The organism is Frankiales bacterium, assembly GCA_016125335.1.
In the GTDB taxonomy this organism is placed as follows: domain Bacteria; phylum Actinomycetota; class Actinomycetes; order S36-B12; family CAIYMF01; genus Longivirga.
The window spans coordinates 42,831-63,570 of the sequence record WGLY01000027.1 but is presented as its reverse complement, the minus strand read 5'-3'; the positions used below and the strand labels follow the sequence as shown (position 1 = coordinate 63,570).

15 protein-coding genes and 1 pseudogene are annotated in these 20,740 nt (G+C 74.8%); 5 read left to right on the top strand and 11 right to left on the bottom strand.

The features are described from left to right. Nucleotides 1–31 precede the first annotated feature (31 nt). From GC157_15155 to GC157_15135, 5 genes and pseudogenes are all read right to left on the bottom strand, one after another. Nucleotides 32–583, bottom strand: coding sequence for a hypothetical protein (locus GC157_15155; protein ID MBI1378797.1), 552 nt, complete (start codon nt 581–583; stop codon nt 32–34). 707 nt (nt 584–1,290) lie between these two features. Then, nucleotides 1,291–2,163 (bottom strand): annotated as a pseudogene (locus tag GC157_15150) (MiaB/RimO family radical SAM methylthiotransferase). A 232-nt stretch (nt 2,164–2,395) separates the two neighbouring features. Beyond that, nucleotides 2,396–2,866: a hypothetical protein gene (locus GC157_15145; GenBank protein ID MBI1378796.1), complete on the bottom strand. Its 471-nt coding sequence runs from the start codon at nt 2,864–2,866 to the stop codon at nt 2,396–2,398. 226 nt (nt 2,867–3,092) lie between these two features. After that, nucleotides 3,093–4,787 (bottom strand): ribonuclease Y, encoded by a 1,695-nt coding sequence (gene rny, locus GC157_15140; protein ID MBI1378795.1) that lies wholly within the window; start codon nt 4,785–4,787, stop codon nt 3,093–3,095. A gap of 305 nt (nt 4,788–5,092) precedes the next feature. Further along, a complete protein-coding gene (locus tag GC157_15135) occupies nt 5,093–7,717 on the bottom strand; it encodes an MMPL family transporter (GenBank protein ID MBI1378794.1) in 2,625 nt (874 codons plus the stop codon). Nucleotides 7,718–7,750: 33 nt separating this feature from the next. Here GC157_15135 and GC157_15130 point away from each other — a divergent pair, with 33 nt between their 5' ends. Further along, nucleotides 7,751–8,443: a MarR family transcriptional regulator gene (locus tag GC157_15130; protein MBI1378793.1), complete on the top strand. Its 693-nt coding sequence runs from the start codon at nt 7,751–7,753 to the stop codon at nt 8,441–8,443. An 18-nt stretch (nt 8,444–8,461) separates the two neighbouring features. On the opposite strand, the gene GC157_15125 is transcribed toward GC157_15130, so the two are convergent. Further along, nucleotides 8,462–9,067 carry a recombination regulator RecX gene (locus GC157_15125; protein ID MBI1378792.1) on the bottom strand — a complete coding sequence of 202 codons (606 nt, stop codon included), beginning with the start codon at nt 9,065–9,067 and terminating at the stop codon, nt 8,462–8,464. Between the two features lie 21 nt (nt 9,068–9,088). Continuing rightward, nucleotides 9,089–10,180 (bottom strand): recombinase RecA, encoded by a 1,092-nt coding sequence (gene recA, locus GC157_15120; GenBank protein ID MBI1378791.1) that lies wholly within the window; start codon nt 10,178–10,180, stop codon nt 9,089–9,091. Between the two features lie 403 nt (nt 10,181–10,583). Between recA and GC157_15115 the strand changes: the two genes are divergently transcribed. Beyond that, on the top strand, nt 10,584–11,075 hold the full coding sequence (locus GC157_15115; protein ID MBI1378790.1) for a MarR family transcriptional regulator: 492 nt from the start codon (nt 10,584–10,586) through the stop codon (nt 11,073–11,075). Beyond that, nucleotides 11,072–12,646, top strand: a complete 1,575-nt coding sequence (locus tag GC157_15110; GenBank protein ID MBI1378789.1) for a DHA2 family efflux MFS transporter permease subunit — start codon at nt 11,072–11,074, stop codon at nt 12,644–12,646. Before GC157_15115 ends, GC157_15110 begins: the two co-directional genes overlap by 4 nt. A 66-nt stretch (nt 12,647–12,712) precedes the next feature. Here the strand turns inward: GC157_15110 and GC157_15105 are convergent, their stop codons facing one another. Then, nucleotides 12,713–12,907: a DUF3046 domain-containing protein gene (locus tag GC157_15105; protein MBI1378788.1), complete on the bottom strand. Its 195-nt coding sequence runs from the start codon at nt 12,905–12,907 to the stop codon at nt 12,713–12,715. 417 nt (nt 12,908–13,324) lie between these two features. On the opposite strand from GC157_15105, the gene GC157_15100 reads away from it, so the two are divergent. Next, the gene (locus tag GC157_15100; protein ID MBI1378787.1) at nt 13,325–17,908 is read left to right on the top strand and encodes an ATP-dependent helicase; all 4,584 of its coding nucleotides are present in this window, start codon (nt 13,325–13,327) and stop codon (nt 17,906–17,908) included. 19 nt (nt 17,909–17,927) lie between these two features. Here the strand turns inward: GC157_15100 and GC157_15095 are convergent, their stop codons facing one another. Then, nucleotides 17,928–18,581, bottom strand: coding sequence for an NADP oxidoreductase (locus tag GC157_15095; protein ID MBI1378786.1), 654 nt, complete (start codon nt 18,579–18,581; stop codon nt 17,928–17,930). Nucleotides 18,582–18,711: 130 nt separating this feature from the next. Between GC157_15095 and GC157_15090 the strand changes: the two genes are divergently transcribed. After that, nucleotides 18,712–19,551, top strand: coding sequence for a DNA glycosylase (locus GC157_15090; GenBank protein ID MBI1378785.1), 840 nt, complete (start codon nt 18,712–18,714; stop codon nt 19,549–19,551). Nucleotides 19,552–19,573: 22 nt separating this feature from the next. Here the strand turns inward: GC157_15090 and GC157_15085 are convergent, their stop codons facing one another. Both GC157_15085 and GC157_15080 read right to left on the bottom strand, forming a co-directional pair. Then, a complete protein-coding gene (locus GC157_15085; GenBank protein ID MBI1378784.1) occupies nt 19,574–20,161 on the bottom strand; it encodes a TetR family transcriptional regulator in 588 nt (195 codons plus the stop codon). 10 nt (nt 20,162–20,171) lie between these two features. Continuing rightward, nucleotides 20,172–20,465 carry a helix-turn-helix domain-containing protein gene (locus GC157_15080; GenBank protein MBI1378783.1) on the bottom strand — a complete coding sequence of 98 codons (294 nt, stop codon included), beginning with the start codon at nt 20,463–20,465 and terminating at the stop codon, nt 20,172–20,174. Nucleotides 20,466–20,740 lie beyond the last annotated feature (275 nt).

The following is a 20,740-nucleotide window of genomic DNA, read 5'->3' as shown; positions in this document are numbered from 1 at the left end:
GGCCCGCGGCCCTCGGCCCGTCGGGGTGCGCTCAGCGCTTGCGCACAGAGGTCCCGGTGACGGCGTCCACCAGCACCCGCTTGCCCAGGCCGGACCCGAGGGTCACCGTCACGGTGGCCGGTGCCGCCTTGTCGGTGCAGCCGCTGGAGTCGCGCAGCTGCTCCCAGAACCGCCCGACGTCGGGCAGCCACGGGTTCTCCGGCCGCACGAGCACCTGCACCAGCACCGGGGTCTCCACGACGTCGACCGTGAGCGGTGCGGGGTGACAGCCCACCGTGGACGTGCGCAGGGTGAGCGTGGCGCGCGACACCGTGTAGCCGGTGGTGGGGCGGGCGCCGAGCTGCTGGAACGGCTGCGTGGACAGGCCGGAGGGCCGCACGCCGCCCGTGCCGCCGGCCGCCTTCGCCAGCGCGGCGGGGTCGTTCGCCCAGGCCGTGCCCACCTCCTGGGTGCGCGAGGCGACGGCCTGCACGTCGCGGGCGTGGGTGTATGCGGCGTACCCGAACCAGCCGACGACGGCGAGCACCGCCAGGAACACCAGCAATGACACCAGGGCGGCCAGGCACCCCAGACGTCGCAGCACGTCGACCTCCTCGCGCTCTCAGCCCGGCCCGGACCCGATGTCACTGGTGAGATGGCTGCTTCCCGGGCCGGGAAGCGACCGTGTCACCAGTGACATCGCAGCCGGCAGGGTCAGGTGCGGACGGTGGGCAGGCCCAGCAGCACCGGGGCCGCGCCGGATGCCGTGGCGGACGCAGCAGCGGACGCCGGGGCGGGCGCGGCCTGGCGGGCCTCCCACGCGTCGCCCGCCCGGGTGCGGCGCAGCCCGGCCGCGGGGACGTCGCTCACCAGGTGGTGCGGCGCGGCGTAGGAGACCTCGACGGTGACGACGTCGCCCGGGCGCGGTGCGTGCTCGCCGGGCACGAAGTGCACGAGCCGGTTGTCCGGCGCGCGGCCGGACATGCGGTGCGTCTCGCCGTCCTTGCGCCCCTCGCCCTCGGCGACGAGCAGCTCCACCGTGCGGCCGACCAGCCGCTTGTTCTCGTCCCAGGCGATCTCGTCGACCAGCGCCTGCAGGGCGGCGTAGCGCTCGCGCACCACCTCGGGCGGCACCTGATCCTCGTACGTCGCCGCCGGCGTGCCCGGGCGCGGGGAGTACTGGAAGGTGAACGCCGAGGCGAAACGCGCGCGGCGCACGACGTCGAGGGTCGCGGCGAAGTCCTCGTCGGTCTCGCCCGGGAAGCCCACGATGATGTCGGTGGTGATGGCGGCGTCCGGCATCGCGGCGCGGACCCGGTCGATGATCCCGAGGTAGCGCTCGCTGCGGTACGAGCGGCGCATGGCGCGCAGGACGCGGTCGCTGCCGCTCTGCAGCGGCATGTGCAGCTGCGGCATGACGTTGGGCGTCTCGGCCATCGCGGCGATGACGTCGTCGGTGAAGTCGGCCGGGTGCGGACTGGTGAAGCGCACGCGCTCGAGGCCCTCGATCCCGCCGCACGCGCGGAGCAGCTTCGCGAAGGCGGCCCGGTCGCCGAACTCCACGCCGTAGGCGTTGACGTTCTGGCCGAGCAGCGTCACCTCGAGGACGCCCTCGGCCACGAGCGCCTCCACCTCGGCGAGCACGTCGCCAGGCCGGCGGTCCTTCTCCTTGCCGCGCAGGCTTGGGACGATGCAGAACGTGCAGGTGTTGTTGCACCCGACGCTGATCGCGACCCACGCGGCGTACGCCGACTCGCGCCGGCTCGGCAGCGTCGAGGGGAAGGTCTCGAGCGACTCGAGGATCTCCACCTGCGCCTCGGCGTTGACCCGCGAGCGCTCGAGCAGCACCGGCAGCGACCCGATGTTGTGGGTGCCGAAGACGACGTCGACCCACGGCGCGCGCCGGGTGATCTCGCCGCGGTCCTTCTGCGCGAGGCACCCGCCGACGGCGATCTGCATGCCGGGGTGGGCGTCCTTGACCGGCTTGAGGTGGCCGAGGTTGCCGTACAGGCGGTTGTCGGCGTTCTCGCGCACGGCGCACGTGTTGAACACCACGACGTCGGGCTCCTGGCCCTCGGCGGGGCGCGCGTAGCCGGCGTCCTCGAGCAGCCCGGAGAGCCGCTCGGAGTCGTGGACGTTCATCTGGCACCCGAAGGTGCGGACCTCGTACGTGCGCGCGCTCATGCGTGGTGGTTCATCTCTGGCAGAAGGGGGCAACAACCATGCTGGTTCGGGACAGGCACTTTGCTGTAGCGACGGAGAAGAGCCTACGTCAGTCAACTGTCTACAGTTACGAACGTCTCCTTGCCCGTATGTCCTTGCTGGACAGAGTCTTTGAGACTGTCACCGAACATGACGTGATGACCAGGACTGCTGGTCCTCCCCCGTCCAGGGATAGCGGGTAGGGAGAGGCAATTCAAGATGGTGCTGTGATGTTGTGCAAGGCAAGGAACCTACGCCAGTCCTGGGTACACATCTCAGCAAGGGTCAAAGCGTCATATTCCTGCCCCGTCCTGGCCAGTTCGATGTAGAAGACGTGCTTGTTGTCTCCCCCAAACGTGGCGTCGTTGCGTGTCTGGGCTGCGTCAACAGCAGGGTTGGCCAGGCGTAGGTGCTTGCTGCCATTGGCAACGTCCTTGGCTGCTTTCAGGCTGAGCACAGGGCTTGTCTCGCTGAACACCCAGCCGTCTACATCCTCCTTGCTGACGCGCACAGCAGGGTCGTTATGTAGCCAGTCCTTCAGATGCCATAGGCCTTCAAAGAGGGCAAACACTTCGTCCCGGTAATGCTCAGTGCCGAGGAAGTAGTCAGCCTGACCCTGCTGAACGGCCCTAACACGCTCTGTCCATCGCTCTATGCGTGCCCATTGGTCCTGCCAGCCGGTCATGGTTCTAGGCCCCCTTAGACGCAGGCCCCGCCTGCTGGGCTAACACGAATAGACACGTTCAAACCACGGCGTGTTGGCGCTCGCTATCTGGACGTTCATCTGGCACCCGAAGGTGCGGACCTCGTACGTGCGCGCGCTCATGGTGCGTCGAGGATACGTGCTCGCCGGGCGGGCGACGGCGCGCCGGACGCCGGCGGCGGTCCCGGGAGGCGCTCGCGCCGAGGGCTCAGTGGGCCAGGCCTGTGGCGCGCGACTCGCGCACGACGGTCACCCGGATCTGCCCGGGGTAGGTGAGCTCCTTCTCGATCTCGGCCGCGATGTCGCGGGCGAGCACCGTGGCGCCGACGTCGTCGACGACCTCTGGGAGCACCACCACGCGCACCTCGCGCCCGGCCTGCATGGCGAACACCTTGTCGACGCCGTCGTAGGACGAGGCGATCTGCTCGAGCCGCTCGAGCCGCTCGACGTAGTGCTCCAGGGACTCGCGCCGCGCCCCGGGCCGTCCGCCGCTGATCGCGTCGGCGGCCTGGGTGAGCACGGCCTCGAGCGTGCGCACCTCCACCTCGTTGTGGTGCGCCTCGATCGCGTGCACGACGTCCTCGTTCTCGCCGTAGCGCCGGGCGAGCTCGGCACCGATGAGGGCGTGCGAGCCCTCCACCTCGTGGGTGAGCGCCTTGCCGACGTCGTGCAGCAGGGCGCAGCGCTTGGCGTGCTCGACCGGCAGCCGCAGCTCGGCCGCCATGATCCCCGCGAGGTGGGCGCTCTCGACCAGGTGGCCCAGCACGTTCTGGCCGTAGGACGTGCGGTAGCGCAGCCGGCCGAGCAGCGCGACGAGGTCCGGGTGCATCTCGCCGATGCCGACGGCCACCAGCGCGTCCTCGCCGGCGCGGACCACCGTGGCCTCGACCTCGAGCCGGCTGCGCTCGTACTGCTCCTCGATGCGCGAGGGCTGGATGCGCCCGTCGGCGACGAGTGCCTCCAGCGCACGCCGGGCCACCTCGCGGCGCACCGGGTCGAAGCTGGAGAGCAGCACCGCCTCGGGGGTGTCGTCGATGAGCAGGTTGACGCCGGTGACCGCCTCGAACGTGCGGATGTTGCGGCCCTCGCGGCCGATGATGCGGCCCTTCATGGCGTCGTCGGGCAGGTGCAGCACGGACACCGTAGACTCCGCGGTCTGCTCGGACGCCAGCCGCTGCACGGCGAGGGTGACGATGCGCCGGGCCCGCTCGTCACCGTCCTCGCGCGCCTCGCGCTCGATCTCGCGGACCCGCAGCGCGGCCTCCCGCTTGGCCTGTGCCTCCACCTGCGTCACGAGCTCGCCCTTGGCCTCGGCGGCGCTGAGCCCGGCCACGCGCTCGAGCGCGGCGTCGCGCTGGGCCGCGACGGCCGCCTCGGCCTCGGCGACGTCGGCGAGCCGGCGGGCGACGTCGTCCTCGGCGTGGTCGAGCGCGGTGCGCCGATCCGCCAGGGCGAGCAGCTCGGCGTCGAGCCGGGCCTCGCGCTCGGCGAGCCGGTCCTCGCGCCGCTGGGCCTCCTCGCGGACGCCGGCGAGCTCCGCGCGGGCCGCGGCGATCTCGGCGCGGGCGGTGGCGACGTCGGCGTCCACGGCCGCCCGGCGCTCCTCGGCCCGGCGCACGTCCTCGGCCGCCTCGGCCCGCACGCGCTCGGCCGCCGCCAGCGCCTGCTCCGCGACGCCCCGGGTGCGCTCGGCGTCGGCCTGGGCCGCCGTGCGGATCGCCTCGGCGCGGGCGTCGGCCTCGTGCTGACGCCGGGTGAGCTCGGCGTCGACGCCGGCGGCGATCTCGGCGGCGCGCTCGCGCTCGGCGTCGGCGCCGGCGCGCCGGGCCCGCGTGAGCACCACCAGCAGCGCACCGGCGAGGGCTGCGGCCAGCACCAGGGCCGCGACGGCGACCGGGTCCATGGGTGGCCTCCCCCCTCGCAGGGCCCGAGGAGGCGGGCGCCGAGCGCCGGGCCGTGGCGGGCACGGTCCGGCGGGTCAAGGTCGGCCCAGCAGGGCCGGGGTCAGCGTCCGTTCGTCGGGGGCGGGCCGTGCGGCCCGACCACGAAGCAGCGTAACCGCGCCGTGACCTCGCCACGACCCGATGCCCGCAGCCGGCCGTCGACGCCGCGGCGCCCGGGGCACCGGTGACCGTCAGGGCGCCAGGACGCGGGACAGGCCCGGGACGCGACCGTGGTCGCCGTCCCGGGCCCGTGCGCCGTGCCTCGCTACACCAGCGCCTGGTCGGTGTCGCGCACGCCCGGATCGGGCTCGTCGTCGCCGATCTCGTCGGCGCCGGCCTCCAGCTCGAAGTGCGGCAGGATCCGGTCCAGCCAGCCGGGGAGCCACCAGTTGACCCGCCCGAGGATCGACATGAACGACGGGACGAACACCAGGCGGATGAGGAACGCGTCCACCAGCACCGCCGCCGTGAGCGCCACGCCGAACAGCTTGATCGTGTTGTTCGGCGTCGGGATGAACGCCCCGAACACGCTGGCCATGATGAGCGCGGCCATGAGCACCACGCGCCCGGAGCCGGCCAGCCCGCGGCGCACCGAGGACAGGTTGTCGATCCCGCGCGACCACTCCTCCTGCATGCGGCTGACCAGGAAGACCTGGTAGTCCATGGAGAGGCCGAACAGGATCGAGAACACCATCACGGGCAGGAACGGGAAGATCGGCCCCGTGCCGGTGACTCCCAGCAGGTCGTTGAGCCAGCCCCACTGGAACACCGCCACCGTGACGCCGAGCGAGGCGGCGAAGGACAGCAGCGAGGTGACCACCGCGGTGAGCGACACCACCGGCGCGCGGAAGAGCACCAGCAGCATGAGGAACCCGAGGCCCACGACCACCGTGAGGAACAGCGGGAGCGCCTGCGCCATCACCGTGGAGAAGTCCGCGGTGATCGCCGTGGTGCCGCCGACGTAGGAGGCAGCACCCGTCTTCTGGTCGACCGGGGGCAGCGTCTGCGTGCGCAGCCGGTCGAGCAGCTGGGTGGTCGCCTCGTCCTGCGGCCCGGTGGTGGGCTGCACCGACACGACCGCCACCGTCTGCGCGGAGGCGTTGCCCGCGGAGAAGGCGTACGCCGGCAGCATCTCGACGGTGGGGTTCACCCGGGCGACGCCGTCGGTCTGGGCCAGGGCCGTGATCACCGAGGCGAAGGCCTGCTGGTCGGTCGCCTTGGACAGGTCGACCGCGACGAGGAACGGGCCGTTGGCGCCCGGGCCCCAGCCCTGCGAGGTGAGGTCGTAGGCGATCCGCGACGGCGAGCCCGGCGCCGTGCCGGAGTCGTCGGGGAAGCCCAGGCGCAGGGACAGCGCCGGGACGGCGAGCAGCAGCACCGCGCCGAGGGCGAGCAGCGCCGGCACGATCGGCCGCCGCTGCAGGAGCCGCGCGTAGTGCGCCCAGCGCCCGCCCTCGGGGTGGAAGTCCTGCTCGTGGCGGTGGTGGCGGGTGAAGCGGTAGCCCCACGTGGCCATCGCCGCGGCACCGAGGGCGACGAGCGGCAGCACGATCTTGGCGCCCACCCCCTGGTCGCCGGCGACCACGCTGGCCGCGAGGCCGGCCGCCACGAGCCAGATGAGCACGAGCGCCACGACGGCGACCACGCGCCGCACGCCGCCGCCCGCGAGCCCGTGCCGGATGAGGCCGGAGACCGGGGTGACCGCGCGCTCGCCGAGCAGCGACAGGATCGCGGGCAGCAGCCACACGGCCGAGAGCATGACGAGCAGCACCGTGCCCGCGGCCGCGAGCGAGAGCCCGTTGAAGAAGCTGATCCGCATGATCCACAGGCCGAGCAGGGCGATGATCACCGTGCTCGCCGCGAACACCACGGCGCGACCCGAGGTGTTGACCGCCTCCAGTGCCGCCTCACGCGGGCTGTGGCCGGCGTGGATGGCCTGGCGGTAGCGGTTGATGACGAACAGCGAGTAGTCGATGCCGACGCCCAGACCGATCATCGAGGCGAGCGTGGGGGCGAAGGTCGCGACGTCGTAGAAGTTCGCCACGAAGTAGAGCAGCATCCCGCCGAGCCCCACGCCGACGCCGGCGGTGAGCAGCGGCAGCCCGGCGGCCACGAGGGAGCCGAACGCCAGCAGCAGGATGATGAGCGCGATCGTGACGCCGATGCCCTCGCTCGAGGGCGGCTCCTGGCCGGCGAAGGTGAGCGCGTCGCCGTTGGCGCCCACCTGGATGCCGTCGACGCCGTTGGCCGCCTTGACCAGGCTGACGATCTCGTTGCTGCTCGCCGAGGGGACGTCACCGATCGCCTTCGCCGTGAAGGTGATCGTCGACCGGGCGACCTGCCCGTCCGGGCTGATCGGCGAGGCGGCCTTGGCCAGGGCGGCCAGGCCCGCCTTGTAGGCGGCGGTCTGCTCGGCGGTCAGCCCCGGCTTGGGCTGGGGCGCCTGCGGCGGGGTGCAGGCGGAGCCGAGGCCGCCGCCCTGCGCGTCGTAGGGGTTGGTGACGCAGCCCACGCCCGGCAGCTTCGAGATCTGCGTGAGCAGCGGGACGATCTGCGTCGCGACGGCCGGGTCGGTCACCGAGCCGCTCTGCGGCGACCACAGGATCGTCGCGGTGATCGCGTCGTAGTTGCCGAACGAGGTCTGCGAGAGCAGGTCGGTCGCGGTCTTGGACTCGGTGTCGGGCAGCGAGAAGGAGTCGTTGAGCGTCCCCTTCTTCGCCGTGCCGAGGAACCCGATGACGACGGCGAGCACGAGGAAGGCGCCCAGCGCCCACCACGGCCGGCGCACGGCCCAGCGTGACAGTCCACCCATGAGGTTCGTCTCTTCTCTTGCGGCGGGTCCGACGGCGTCCGCTGCGGACGCCGGTGCGGGCGCATGGCCCGAATGCATGTGCTACACAGATACCGGCGACGAGCCTAAGATATGTGTGCTGCACATGCAATTCCGTTCGGCGACGACGAGCCGCCACGACCACGCGGGAGGGAGCACCGCATGAGCGTCGCGCGCACGCGCAGAGCCAGTCTCGCACCCGGGGAGCAGCCGTCTCCCGTCGTGCGCGCCCCGCTGCCCGACCACCTCGTGGACGCCCTCGACCGCGCGTTCCGCCGGCTGCGCCGCACGATGATCAAGCCGCCGGCCGGGATGGTGCCGGTGCCCGCCCTCGGGCGCCAGCTGGAGTTCCCCAAGATCGCCGCGTGCGACGCGATCGCCGAGCTCGCCGGCCGCTCGGGCTCCGTGGCGGTCAAGGACGTCGCGACGGCGCTGGGCCTCGAGCACTCCACGGTGAGCCGGCTGCTCTCCGAGATCGAGGAGGACGGGCTGCTCGTGCGCAGCGCGGACCCGGACGACCGCCGGCGCACCATCGTCACCCTCACCGAGCTCGGCGAGGCGGTGGTGAGCGACGCCACGACCATGACCCGGTTCTTCACCCGCACGCTGCTCACCGACTGGCCCGAGCACGACGTGGAGCAGCTCACCCGGCTGCTCGGCCGCCTGGCCGACACCGTGCAGGAGCGGCTGGCGGACCTGCCCCAGCTCGCGCTCGACGAGCTGCGCCGCGCGCACGGCCTGCCGCCCGAGTCGCTGACCGACCTCGCCTGCGGCACGGGGGACTGACGACCGGACCCGCCCGGGTCACTCCCCCAGGCGCGCGGCGTCGCTGAGGTCGACGTCGAGGTCGTCGAGCAGGGCGCGCTCGAGCGCGTCGAGCTCCGCCTCGCCGGCCAGGGCCTCGCGCACGACGCGCAGCGACATCCCGCCGGGGAACCCCTTGCGCGCGAGCATCCCGACCAGCCGTCGCACGCGGACGTCCACAGGGAGCGCCCGGGTGGCGAGCAGCCGCCTGGCGACCAGCGCCCGGGCGCTGGCGAGCTCGGCGTCCGGGTCGAGCCGGTCGAGGGTCTCGGTGACGACCTCCCCGGAGACGCCCTTGGCCCGCAGGTCGGCGCCGAGCGCGCGCCGCGACATGCCCGCCGCGCGGCGGGAGTGCACGACCGTCTCGGCGAAGGCGGCGTCGTCGAGGAGCCGGACGTCCTCGAGCCGGTCGAGGACCTCGGCCGCTACGGCGGGATCGGTGCCCCGGCGGCGCAGGACGGTGGCGAGCTGGGCGCGCGACTTGGGCGAGGACGCCAGCTGCGCCAGGCAGATCTCGCGCGCCACGTCGCGCGGATCGGCGTCGGGGACGGCATCGGCCGACGATCCCGGGGTGGGACCGTCGGCCGGGCCGCGTGCGGTGCTCATGCGGGGCGTCCGGGCGCGCGCCTACAGGTCGATCGGGACGTGGTCGGGGACCACGATCGCCTCGACCTCGGGCAGCTCGAGCGGGGCGCCGATGCCGAGCTTGGCCTTGATCTTGACCTCGAGCTCGTCCGCGAGGTCGGGGTTGTCCTTGAGGAACTGCCGGGCGTTCTCCTTGCCCTGGCCGAGCTGGTCGCCGTCGTAGGTGTACCAGGCACCGGACTTGCGGACGAAGCCGTGCTCGACGCCCATGTCGATGAGGCCGCCCTCGCGGGAGATGCCCTCGCCGTAGATCATGTCGAACTCGGCCTGCTTGAACGGCGGGGCCATCTTGTTCTTCACGACCTTGACGCGGGTGCGGCTGCCCACGGCGTCGGTGCCGTCCTTGAGCGTCTCGATGCGCCGGACGTCGAGCCGGACCGAGGCGTCGAGCTTCAGCGCCTTGCCGCCCGTGGTGGTCTCGGGGCTGCCGAACATCACGCCGATCTTCTCGCGCAGCTGGTTGATGAAGATCGCGGTGGTGTTGGAGCTGTTGAGCGCGCCGGCCAGCTTGCGCAGCGCCTGGCTCATGAGGCGGGCCTGGAGGCCGACGTGGCTGTCGCCCATCTCGCCCTCGATCTCCGCTCGCGGCACGAGCGCGGCGACGGAGTCGATGACGATGACGCTCAGCGCGCCGGAGCGGATGAGCATGTCGGCGATCTCGAGCGCCTGCTCGCCGTTGTCGGGCTGGCTCACCAGCAGCGCGTCGATGTCGACGCCGAGCGCCTTGGCGTACTCGGGGTCGAGCGCGTGCTCGGCGTCGATGATCGCCGCGATGCCCCCGCCGCGCTGGGCGTTGGCGATCGCGTGCAGGGCGAGCGTGGTCTTGCCGGAGGACTCCGGGCCGTAGATCTCGATGACCCGCCCGCGCGGCAGGCCGCCGATGCCGAGGGCGACGTCGAGCGCGACGGAGCCGGTGGGGATGACCTCGACGGGGGCGCGGCCCTCCTGGCCGAGGCGCATGACCGACCCCTTGCCGAACTGGCGCTCGATCTGGGCCAGCGCGGTGTCGAGCGCCTTCTCGCGGTCGGAACCGCCGGAGCCGCCGGGGGACTTGCGGTCGGAGCTGGCTGCCATCGGGACCTGCCTTCGTGTGATCGCGGGTGGTTCGTCGGGCCGGACGCTACGGACCGGGTCCGACACCGGGGCCGGTGCGGAGCCGGCCTGGGGACGACCGGCCGGGACCGGCGGCCCTGCGGACGGGCTCGTGCGGGGCGTGCGGTGGAGCGGTTGGAGCGGTGGTGCAGGCCGTGCGGGCCGGCCCCTCGCAGGGCCGGGATGCCCGACGACGCGCCCAGGCTAGGTCGAACGGGTGTTCGACGGCCACGCGACACGCCGACGGCGTTCGAACAGGTGTCCGGTCCCCGCCGGGGCCACCGCACGGGCCACCGGGCCCCGCCCCACCCGGGGTGCGCGTCCCGCCGCTCCCCCGCAGGACGACGCGGTGAGGGCACCCTCACCGCCGTGCTAGGATGGTTGCATGACACAAGCAATTAGTGCGGCGGAGGCGGCCGGCGTCCGTCTCCCCGGCCTCGGGGACGGCCGCGCGCCCGCCCCGGCCGGGGGGCGCGGCGACGACGTCATCGACGCCCTGATGCGCGTGCTCACCCAGCTCAAGCGCCGCTCGGGCGACCCGGAGACCCACGCCCGCGTGTTCCTGCTCAAGCACGTCGACGCCCTCGCCCCGGTGCGGGCCACCGACGTCGCCGACCACGCGGGGCTCGACGCCTCCACGGTGAGCCGCCACCTGCGCAGCCTCGAGGACGCCGGACTCGTGCTGCGCTCCCCCGACCCCGACGACCGTCGGGCCGCCCTGCTCGAGGTGTCCGACGCCGGCCGCGAGGTGCTCGACCACGCCGCCCGCGCCCGCTCCGAGCTGTTCTCCCGCGCCACCGACGGGTGGCCGGACCACGACGTGGCGGACCTGTCCCGCCTGCTCGACCTCCTCGCCCAGGAACTGGAGACGCTGTGACCACGCAAGACCCGTTCGTCTTCGACCCCGACGTCGAGGAGAGCCGCAAGCACCTGCGGCTGATCCTCGGCGCCCTCATGCTCACGATGCTGCTGGCCGCCCTGGACCAGACCATCGTCTCGACCGCGCTGCCCGTCATCACCAGCGACCTCGGCGGCCTCAACGAGCTCTCGTGGGTGGTGACGGCGTACCTGCTCGCCTCCACCGCGACCACGCCCATCTGGGGCAAGATCTCCGACCTCTACGGCCGCAAGCGCATGCTGCAGCTGTCGATCGTCGTGTTCGTCGTCGGCTCGATGCTCGCCGGCGCGGCCCAGAACATGGGCGAGCTGATCGCCACCCGCGCCCTGCAGGGCGTCGGCGGCGGTGGCCTCATGGTGCTGGTGATGGCGGTCATCGCCGACCTGATCCCGCCGCGCGAGCGCGGCCGCTACGCCGGCCTGTTCGGCGCGGTGTTCGGCATCTCCTCGGTGGTGGGGCCGCTGCTCGGCGGCTTCTTCACCCAGCACCTGTCGTGGCGCTGGATCTTCTACATCAACGTGCCGCTGGGCATCGCGGCGTTCGTCGTCCTCGGCGCGGTGCTGCACCTGCCGATCACCCACCAGCGCCGCAAGATCGACTGGATGGGCTCGGGCCTGCTCGTGGCCAGCGTCGTCTCGCTGCTGCTCGTGACCGTCTGGGGCGGGCACCAGTACGACTGGCTCTCCGCGCAGATCGTCGGCCTCACCGTGTTCGGCCTCGCCGTGGGCGCCTGGTTCGTGGTGCACGAGCTGCGCACCGAGGAGCCGATCGTCCCCATGTCGCTGTTCCGCAACAAGGTGTTCCGGGTGACCTCGGGCATCGGGTTCATCGTCGGGTTCGCGATGTTCGGCTCGATCGTCTACCTGTCCATCTACTTCCAGGTGGTGCGCGGCGCGTCGCCGACCGAGGCCGGCCTCATGCTGCTGCCGCTCATGGTGGGCGTGCTGCTGACCTCGATCCTGTCGGGCCAGCTCATCACCCGGCTGGGCCGCTACAAGATGTTCCCGGTCATCGGCACCGCGCTGGCCACGGTGGGCCTCTACCTCATGAGCCACATGGGGGTCGACACGCCGTTCTGGTTCTCCGCGCTGGCGATGTTCGTGCTCGGTGCGGGCCTCGGCAACGTGATGCAGGTGCTCGTCCTCGCGGTGCAGAACACCGTGGCACCGCAGGAGATGGGCGCGGCCACGAGCGGCTCGACCTTCTTCCGCTCGATCGGCGGCTCGTTCGGCACCGCGTTCTTCGGTGCCGTGTGGACGGCGCGGCTGGCCACCGAGCTCAGCTCGAGCCTGCCGCCGGGCACCGGCGCCGGGAGCGGCGACATCACGTCGTCGATCACCAACATCCAGGCGCTCCCCGAGCCCGTGCAGGAGATCGTGCTCGGCGCCTTCGCCCGCGCGATGGACACCACGTTCCTCGTGGCGGTGCCGTTCATGGCGGTGGCGTTCGTGCTCGCGCTGCTGCTGCCCGAGGTGCGCCTGCGCACCCACCAGGACACCGCGCACGCCCTCGCCGAGGACGCCGGCGTGCCGATGCCCTCGCTGGACTGACACCGCACGACCGCGTCGACGGCCGCCGTCCCCGTTCCGGGGCGGCGGCCGTCGTCGTACGGGGGCTCAGCGCTCGCGCGCGTGCAGGCCGAGCTCGGCGTGCACGGCGCGCCAGACCACGACGGTCTCCTCGCCGCCGGCGATCGCCTCGTCGACGGTGCGGCCGCCCAGGGCCGCCAGCACGTGGTCGGCCGCCCAGGAGCGGGCGTAGGCGGGGCCGAGGACCCCCTCCATCCGCCGCCAGAACTCCGTGAGCCGCATGCGGTGAGGCTACGACGTCCCGCGGCGGTGCGCGTGCGTCCCCCGGCCCGGCCCGGACGCCGTCGGGCTCTCGTGGCGACGGCGGACGGACCGGCGTCAGCCGGCGGGCGGCTCGGGGCCGTCGGCGGCCGGCGGGTCGCCCCGCGGTCCGGGGTCGTCGGCGGGCGAGCGGCCCGCCGCCCCGCGCAGCGCGAGCACGAGGAGCGCGGCCAGCACGAGCAGCACGGCGGCGGCCACCAGCCAGGGCACGAGGTCCACCCCCCGATCATCCGCCCCCGGACCGGACCTCACTGGCGGAACGGTCGCTTCCGGCGGCGGGAGGCGACCCTTTCACCAGTGACATCGGGGCCGACGGGGGCGGGCGTCGGACCGGCGGTGGAGGATGGCCCGGTGCCGGAGGCGGAGGTGGGCGACGCGGTGGCCGAGGACGTCCTCGGCCGCTTCTTCCCCGCGACCCGTGCGTGGTTCGCCTCGGCGTTCGCCGCGCCCACCGCCGCGCAGGTGGGCGCCTGGGACGCCGTCTCCGGCGGCCAGCACGCCCTGGTGGTCGCGCCCACCGGCTCGGGCAAGACGCTCGCGGCGTTCCTGTGGGCGCTCGACCGCGTCGCCGCCGAGGAGCGCCCGGCCGACCCGCTGCGCCGCTGCCGGGTGCTCTACGTCTCCCCGCTCAAGGCCCTCGCCGTCGACGTCGAGCGCAACCTGCGCAGCCCGCTCACCGGGATCCGCCGCGAGTCCGTGCGGCTGGGGCTGCCCGAGCCCGAGGTCGCGGTCGCCGTGCGCAGCGGCGACACGCCCGCGGACGAGCGGCGCCGGCTCGGCACGCGCCCGCCCGACGTCGTCATCACCACCCCGGAGTCGCTCTTCCTCGTGCTCACCTCGGCCGCGCGCGAGTCGCTGCGCGGAGTCGAGACGGTGATCGTCGACGAGGTGCACGCGCTGGCCGGCACCAAGCGCGGCGCCCACCTCGCGGTCTCGCTGGAGCGGCTCGACGCCCTGCTCGAGCGGCCGGCCCAGCGCATCGGCCTCTCGGCGACCGTGCGCCCGGTCGAGGAGGTCGCGTCCTACCTCGGCGGCACGCGCCCGGTCACCGTGGTGCGGCCGCCCTCGGCGAAGGAGGTCGACCTCGAGGTGGTCGTGCCGGTCGACGACATGGCCGAGCTCGGCGCGCCCACCGGTGAGGTGTCCGGGTCCGCCGCGGGCGACGAGCCGCGCACGTCGATCTGGCCGTTCGTCGAGGAGCGCGTCGTCGACCTCATCGCCGCGCACCGCTCGACGATCGTGTTCGCGAACTCCCGGCGGCTGGCCGAGCGGCTCACCGCACGGCTCAACGAGATCTGGGTCGAGCGCACCACCGGCGACGCGCTCGAGACGGGGGCCGCGCCGGCCGCGCTCATGGGGCAGGCGGGGTCCACTGGCGGCGCCCCCGCCGTGCTGGCACGGGCCCACCACGGCTCGGTGAGCAAGGAGCAGCGGGCGCTGATCGAGGACGACCTCAAGGCCGGCCGGCTGCCCGCGGTCGTGGCCACGAGCAGCCTCGAGCTCGGCGTCGACATGGGCGCCGTCGACCTCGTGGTGCAGGTGGAGTCGCCGCCCAGCGTCGCCAGCGGGCTGCAGCGCGTGGGCCGCGCCGGCCACCAGGTGGGCGCGGTGAGCAAGGGCGTGGTGCTGCCCAAGTACCGGGGCGACCTCGTGCAGACCGCGGTGGTCGCCGAGCGCATGCGGGCCGGGCTCATCGAGGAGCTGCGCATGCCGCGCAACCCGCTCGACGTGCTCGCGCAGCAGGTGGTCGCGATGACCGCGCTCGACACCTGGCACGTGGACGACCTGCTCGCGCTGGTCCGCCGGGCCGCCCCGTTCGCGACCCTCCCGCAGTCGGCGTACGACGCCGTGCTGGACATGCTGGCCGGGCGCTACCCCAGCGACGAGTTCGCCGAGCTGCGCCCGCGGCTGGTGTGGGACCGCACCGCCGGCACGCTCACGGGACGCCCCGGCGCGCAGCGGCTGGCCGTCACCAGCGGCGGCACCATCCCGGACCGCGGGCTTTTCGGCGTCTTCCTCGTGGGCGAGAAGGCCTCGCGGGTGGGCGAGCTCGACGAGGAGATGGTCTACGAGTCCCGCGTGGGCGACGTGTTCGCCCTCGGCGCGTCGAGCTGGCGCATCGAGGACATCACCCACGACCGCGTGCTCGTCTCGCCCGCGCCGGGGCTGGCCGGACGGCTCCCGTTCTGGAAGGGCGACGCCCTCGGCCGGCCCTACGAGCTCGGCCGGGCCATGGGCGCGTTCGTGCGCGAGGTGGCGGCGCTGCCGGCCGCGGACGCCGACCAGCGCCTGGCCGCGGTGGGCCTCGACGAGCGGGCCCGCACCAACCTGCGCGCCTACCTCGACGAGCAGCGCGCCTCGACCGGCCACGTGCCGGACGACCGCACGCTCGTGGTCGAGCGCAGCCGCGACGAGCTCGGCGACTGGCGTGTGATCGTGCACTCCCCGTTCGGCGCGCAGGTGCACGCCCCCTGGGCGCTGGCGATCGGGGCGCGCATCCGCGAGCGGCACGGCGTCGACGCGCAGGTCATGCACGCCGACGACGGCATCGTGCTGCGGCTGCCCGACGTCGAGGACGACGACGTCGTGCGCGGCGTGCTCGAGGCGGCGCTGCTCGACCCCGACGAGGTCGAGGCGCTCGTGACGGCGGAGGCCGGCGGCTCGGCGCTGTTCGCCGCGCGCTTCCGCGAGTCCGCGGCCCGCGCCCTGCTGCTGCCGCGCCGCGACCCGGGCAAGAGGTCGCCCCTGTGGCAGCAGCGGCAGCGCTCGGCCCAGCTGCTGTCGGTGGCGGCGCAGTATGGCTCGTTCCCGATCGTCCTGGAGACGATGCGCGAGGTGCTCCAGGACGTCTACGACGTGCCGGGCCTGGTGGCGCTCATGCGGTCGGTGCAGGCGCGCGAGGTCCGGGTGGTCGAGGTCGAGACCGCGACGCCGTCGCCCTTCGCCCGCTCGCTGCTCTTCGGCTACGTCGCGGCCTACCTCTACGAGGGCGACTCACCGCTGGCCGAGCGGCGGGCCGCGGCCCTGGCCCTCGACACCGCGCTGCTCTCCGAGCTGCTCGGCCAGGCCGAGCTGCGCGACCTGCTCGACCCGGCGTCGCTGGCCACCGTCGAGGCGGAGCTGCAGTGCCTGGCCGCCGAGCGGCACGCCCGCAGCGCCGAGGGGGTGGCCGACCTCCTGCGCCGGCTCGGGCCGCTCACCCGCGCGGCGATCGAGGCGCGCGGCGGCACGTCGGCGTGGGTCGACGAGCTGCTCGCCGCCCGCCGCGCCATCGAGGTGCGCGTGGCGGGCGAGGCGCGCGTGGCGGCCGTGGAGGACGCCGCCCGGCTGCGCGACGCACTCGGCACGGCGCTGCCGGTGGGGCTGCCCGACGCGTTCCTCGAGCCGGTGGCGGACCCCGTCGGCGACCTCGTCTCGCGCTTCGCGCGCACGCACGGCCCGTTCGTCGTGGCCGACGTCGCAGGCGCCTTCGGGCTCGGCCCGGCCGTGGTGGCCGGGGCGCTGGCCCGCCTGGCGGCCGTCGGCCGCGTGGTCACCGGGGAGTTCCGGCCCGGGGGCACGGGCACCGAGTGGTGCGACGCCGAGGTGCTGCGTCTCGTGCGGCGGCGCTCGATGGCGGCGCTGCGCCGCGAGGCCGAGCCGGTGCCGCCCGAGTCGCTCGGCGCGTTCCTGCCGGCGTGGCAGCACGTCGGCGGCCGGCTGCGCGGCCCGGACGGCGTGCTGCGCGTCGTCGAGCAGCTGGCCGGCGTCGCGGTGCCCGCGTCCGCGTGGGAGACCCTCGTGCTGCCGGCGCGGGTGGAGGGCTACCAGCCCGCGATGCTCGACGAGCTCACGTCCTCCGGCGAGGTGGTCTGGGCCGGGGCGGGCGGCCTGCAGGGCGGCGACGGCTGGGTGGCCCTGGCGCCGGCGGAGTCGGCCGCGCTCGTGCTGCCGGAGGCCGGCGAGCTCGAGCCCACCCCGGTGCACGCGGCCCTGCTCGAGACCCTCGAGGCCGGCGGCGGCTGGTTCTTCCGCGAGCTCGCCGAGCGGGTCTCGCGGCTGGCCGCGCCGATGGTCGAGGGCAGCGCCGGCCGGGTCGAGGACGCCGAGCTGGCCGAGGCGCTGTGGGACCTCGTGTGGTCCGGCCGGGTCACCGGCGACACCTGGGCGCCGCTGCGGGCCCGGCTGGCGGGCAGCGGGCGCCGGGTGCGCACCGCCGCCGCGCCGCCGCGGCGGCCCTCGCGCGCCCGCTACGCCCGGCCGTCGCGGTCGGCCGCGGCGGCCCGGCTGGTGCCCCCGGGGGTCGCCGGCCGCTGGTCGGCGCTCGAGCCGCGCGAGCCGGACCTCACGCTGCGCGCCGCCGCGCTCGCCGAGGGGCTGCTCGACCGGCACGGCGTCGTCACCCGCGGCGCCGTCGCCGCCGAGCGGGTGCCGGGCGGGTTCGCGGGCGTCTACCGCGTGCTCTCGGCGTACGAGGACGCCGGCCGCTGCCGGCGCGGGTACGTCGTGGAGGGGCTCGGCGCCGCGCAGTTCGCGCTGCCCGGCGCCGTGGACCGGGTGCGCGCGGCCGCGCCCGACAAGCGCGACCCCGCCGCCGCGCCGCACGCGGTGGTGCTCGCCGCCACGGACCCGGCCAACCCCTACGGCGCCGCGCTGGCCTGGCCGGCCCGCGCCGAGGACGCCGCCGGCGGCCACCGCCCCGGCCGCAAGGCCGGCGCGCTGGTGGTGCTGGTCGACGGCCGCCTGGTGATCTACGTCGAGCGGGGCGGGCGCACCCTGCTCACGTGGGACGACGAGGACGAGCGGGCGCTCTCCGCGGCGTGCGCGGCCCTCGCTGCGGCCGTGCGCGGCGGCGTCCTCGGTCGGCTCACCGTGCAGACCGCCGACGGCGAGCCGGTGCTCACCTCCCGCTCGCCGCTCGGCTCGGCGCTCGAGGCGGCGGGGTTCACCGCCACGCCGCAGGGCCTGCGGCTGCGCGCCTGAGCCGGCGCGGGCCCCTCGCTCAGCCGCGCACCACGCGGATGTTGAACGCCGGCGTCCCGAACGAGCTCATGAGCGAGAGCCACAGGGGCAGGTACAGCTCCAGCCCGCGGGCCGCGACGATGCCGCCGACGTCGACCACCTCGTCGGGGGCCCAGCCGAGGTCGGCCAGCAGACCGCCGACCAGCGTCTTGGCCTCGGCGTCGTCGCCGGCGACGAAGACGGTGTGCGCGGCCGGCAGCGACCGCGGGTCGACCATCACGGCGGCGGTCATCGTGTTGAGCGTCTTGACCACGCGGGCGCCCGGGAAGGCCTCCTGCACGTGCTCGCCGACGCTGCGCCCCTCCGGCTGGAGCACCGCGGGCGGGAAGCCGCCGGAGAAGTCCAGCGGGTTCGACACGTCGAGCACGGCCTTGCCCTCGAGCGCGTCGGCGCCCGCGCTGCGCAGCACGTCGAGGGTCACCAGCCCGGCGGTGGCGTTGACCACCACCTCGCCCCACGCGGCGACGTCGTGGAACGTGCCGTGCCCCGCCGGCGCGCCGAGGTCGCGCGCCCACGCCGCCGCCGTCGCGTTGTCGGCCGTGCGCGACCCGAGCCGCACCTCGTGCCCGGAGCGGACGAACGCCGTCCCCAGGGTCGTGCCCACCACTCCCGTACCCAGCACCGCGATCCGCACCGGCCTGCTCCGTCCCGTCCGAGGTACGGCGCCCGCCGCACGGCGGGGCAACACCGCTCGCGCCCGGCGTTGTTCCCGTGCGACGGTGGCCGCGGCGTCCCGAGCGGGGACGGCGCGGGAGGAGGAGCCGGTGCCCGAGGGCGACACCGTGTGGCTCGTGGCGCGGCGCCTGCACGACGCCCTGGCCGGCGACGTGCTGACCCGCACCGACCTCCGGGTGCCCTCGCTGGCCACGACCGACCTGTCCGGGCGGCACGTGCTCGGGTCGGCCGCGCGGGGCAAGCACCTGCTGCTGCGGCTCGAGGGCGGCCTCACGCTGCACAGCCACCTGCGCATGGACGGGATGTGGCACCTCTACCGCCCGGGGGCGCGCTGGGCCGGCGGGCCGGACTGGCAGGTGCGCGCGGTGCTCTCGACCGCCGCGTGGGACGCCGTCGGCTACCGCCTCCCCGTGCTCGAGCTGGTGCCAACCGACGCCGAGGAGCAGGTGGTGGGGCATCTGGGCCCGGACCTGCTCGACCCGGGCTTCGACGCCGACGCGGCGCTGGCCCGGCTGCGGGCCGACCCGGGCCGCGAGATCGGGCCCGCACTGCTCGACCAGCGGCTGCTCGCCGGGATCGGCAACCTCTACATGGCCGAGACGCTGTTCGTGCACCGGACCTCGCCGTGGACGCCGGTGGGCGAGGTCGCCGACCTGCCCGCCGTGGTCGGGACCGCACGCCGGTTCCTGCTCGCCAACCGCGACCACGCGGCCCAGGTGACCACCGGCGACCCGCGGCGCGGGCACGAGCACTACGTGCACGGCCGCGCGGGCCGGCCCTGCCGCCGCTGCGGCACCCCGGTGCGCACGGCGCCGCAGGGCGAGCCGCCGCGCGAGCGGGTCACCTTCTGGTGCCCCGTCTGCCAGCCCGGCCCGGCCCCGGCCGCGGACGCCCGGCCCCCGTCCCGTCGGGCCGGCCCACGGCGGTGAGCCCGGGCGCCGGGTGCGCGGGTCAGGTGGTGGGGGCGGCGAACGCCGTGGTGCGAACGGCGGCCGGCAGCGCGGCCGCGAGCACGCGCGCCTGCGCCTCGCGGGAGGCCCGCGTGCCGGGGGCGACGGTGTGCGTGGCCAGCCACCGGCACACGAGGTCGACGTGCTCGGCGGCGTCGGAGCGGCCGGCGACGTCGAGCACGCGGGCCACCTGCGCCCGCACGAGGTCCCAGCCCTCCCCGCTGCCCGGGGCCGCGAGGGCGACCAGCGACGCCGGCTCCACGGCGCGCAGGCCGACGACGACGACGTGGCCCGCGACCGCGTCCGCGGCCCGGGTCAGGGCCACGGCGAGGTCGTCGGCGGCGAGGTCGGCGCAGTCGGCGGACAGGTCGACGACCTCGTCGTGGACGAGTCCGGCGACGAGGTCGTCCTTGGTGCGGAAGTGGTTGTAGAGCGTGGCCTTGGCGAGGCCGCCGCGGACGGCGACGTCGCCCATGGTCGCCTTGCGGACGCCGCGCTCGGCCAGGACGCGGCGGGCGCCGTCGAGAGCCGCCGCACGGGTGCGGCCCATCGCGTTGCCCGCGCGCGACCGCGGGGACCGCTCCGGCACGGGACCGGGGTCAGGCGGCCGCGACGACGGACGCGGTGGGGACCGGGAGGTCGGTGACCTGGGCGACGGTCTCGAGCACCTCGACCTCGTCGCTCACCGCGCGCAGCACGGTCGAGAGGGGGACGTCGAGCGCGGTGCAGATGGACGCGAGCAGCTCGCTGCTGGCCTCCTTCTGGCCCCGCTCGACCTCGGAGAGGTAGCCCAGGGAGACGCGCGCGGCACTGGAGACCTCGCGCAGCGTGCGGCCCTGGTCCTGGCGACGACGCCGGAGCTCGTCGCCGATGACGCGGCGCAGCACCACCACGGGGGCACCTCCTCTCGCGCGGACCCGGGACTCACCGCCGGGAGCGGTGTGCACACCGTACCCGGCAGGGGCGGTCGGTGCAGGAGCACTACCCGCTCGGGCGATCACGGCGCGTCGCGTCGGGACCGTGGTGGGAGCGGCGGCGGGGGTGGGGATCACGGGCGCACCTCTCGGGGAGCAGGGTCCGCCGGACGGCAGATCGCGCCCGGCGGGTCCCACCGGGTGCGGAGGTCCGTCCGGCGGGAGACGGCCCGGAGGCCGTCGAAGGTGTAACG

Bases quoted from the DNA above. Each gene is read 5' to 3' on its own strand.
- GC157_15145 (MBI1378796.1), bottom strand. From the start codon at position 2,866: ATGACCGGCTGGCAGGACCAATGGGCACGCATAGAGCGATGGACAGAG.
- rny (MBI1378795.1), bottom strand. From the start codon at position 4,787: ATGGACCCGGTCGCCGTCGCGGCCCTGGTGCTGGCCGCAGCCCTCGCC.
- GC157_15135 (MBI1378794.1), bottom strand. From the start codon at position 7,717: ATGCATTCGGGCCATGCGCCCGCACCGGCGTCCGCAGCGGACGCCGTC.
- GC157_15130 (MBI1378793.1), top strand. From the start codon at position 7,751: ATGTGTGCTGCACATGCAATTCCGTTCGGCGACGACGAGCCGCCACGA.
- GC157_15125 (MBI1378792.1), bottom strand. From the start codon at position 9,067: ATGAGCACCGCACGCGGCCCGGCCGACGGTCCCACCCCGGGATCGTCG.
- recA (MBI1378791.1), bottom strand. From the start codon at position 10,180: ATGGCAGCCAGCTCCGACCGCAAGTCCCCCGGCGGCTCCGGCGGTTCC.
- GC157_15115 (MBI1378790.1), top strand. From the start codon at position 10,584: ATGACACAAGCAATTAGTGCGGCGGAGGCGGCCGGCGTCCGTCTCCCC.
- GC157_15105 (MBI1378788.1), bottom strand. From the start codon at position 12,907: ATGCGGCTCACGGAGTTCTGGCGGCGGATGGAGGGGGTCCTCGGCCCC.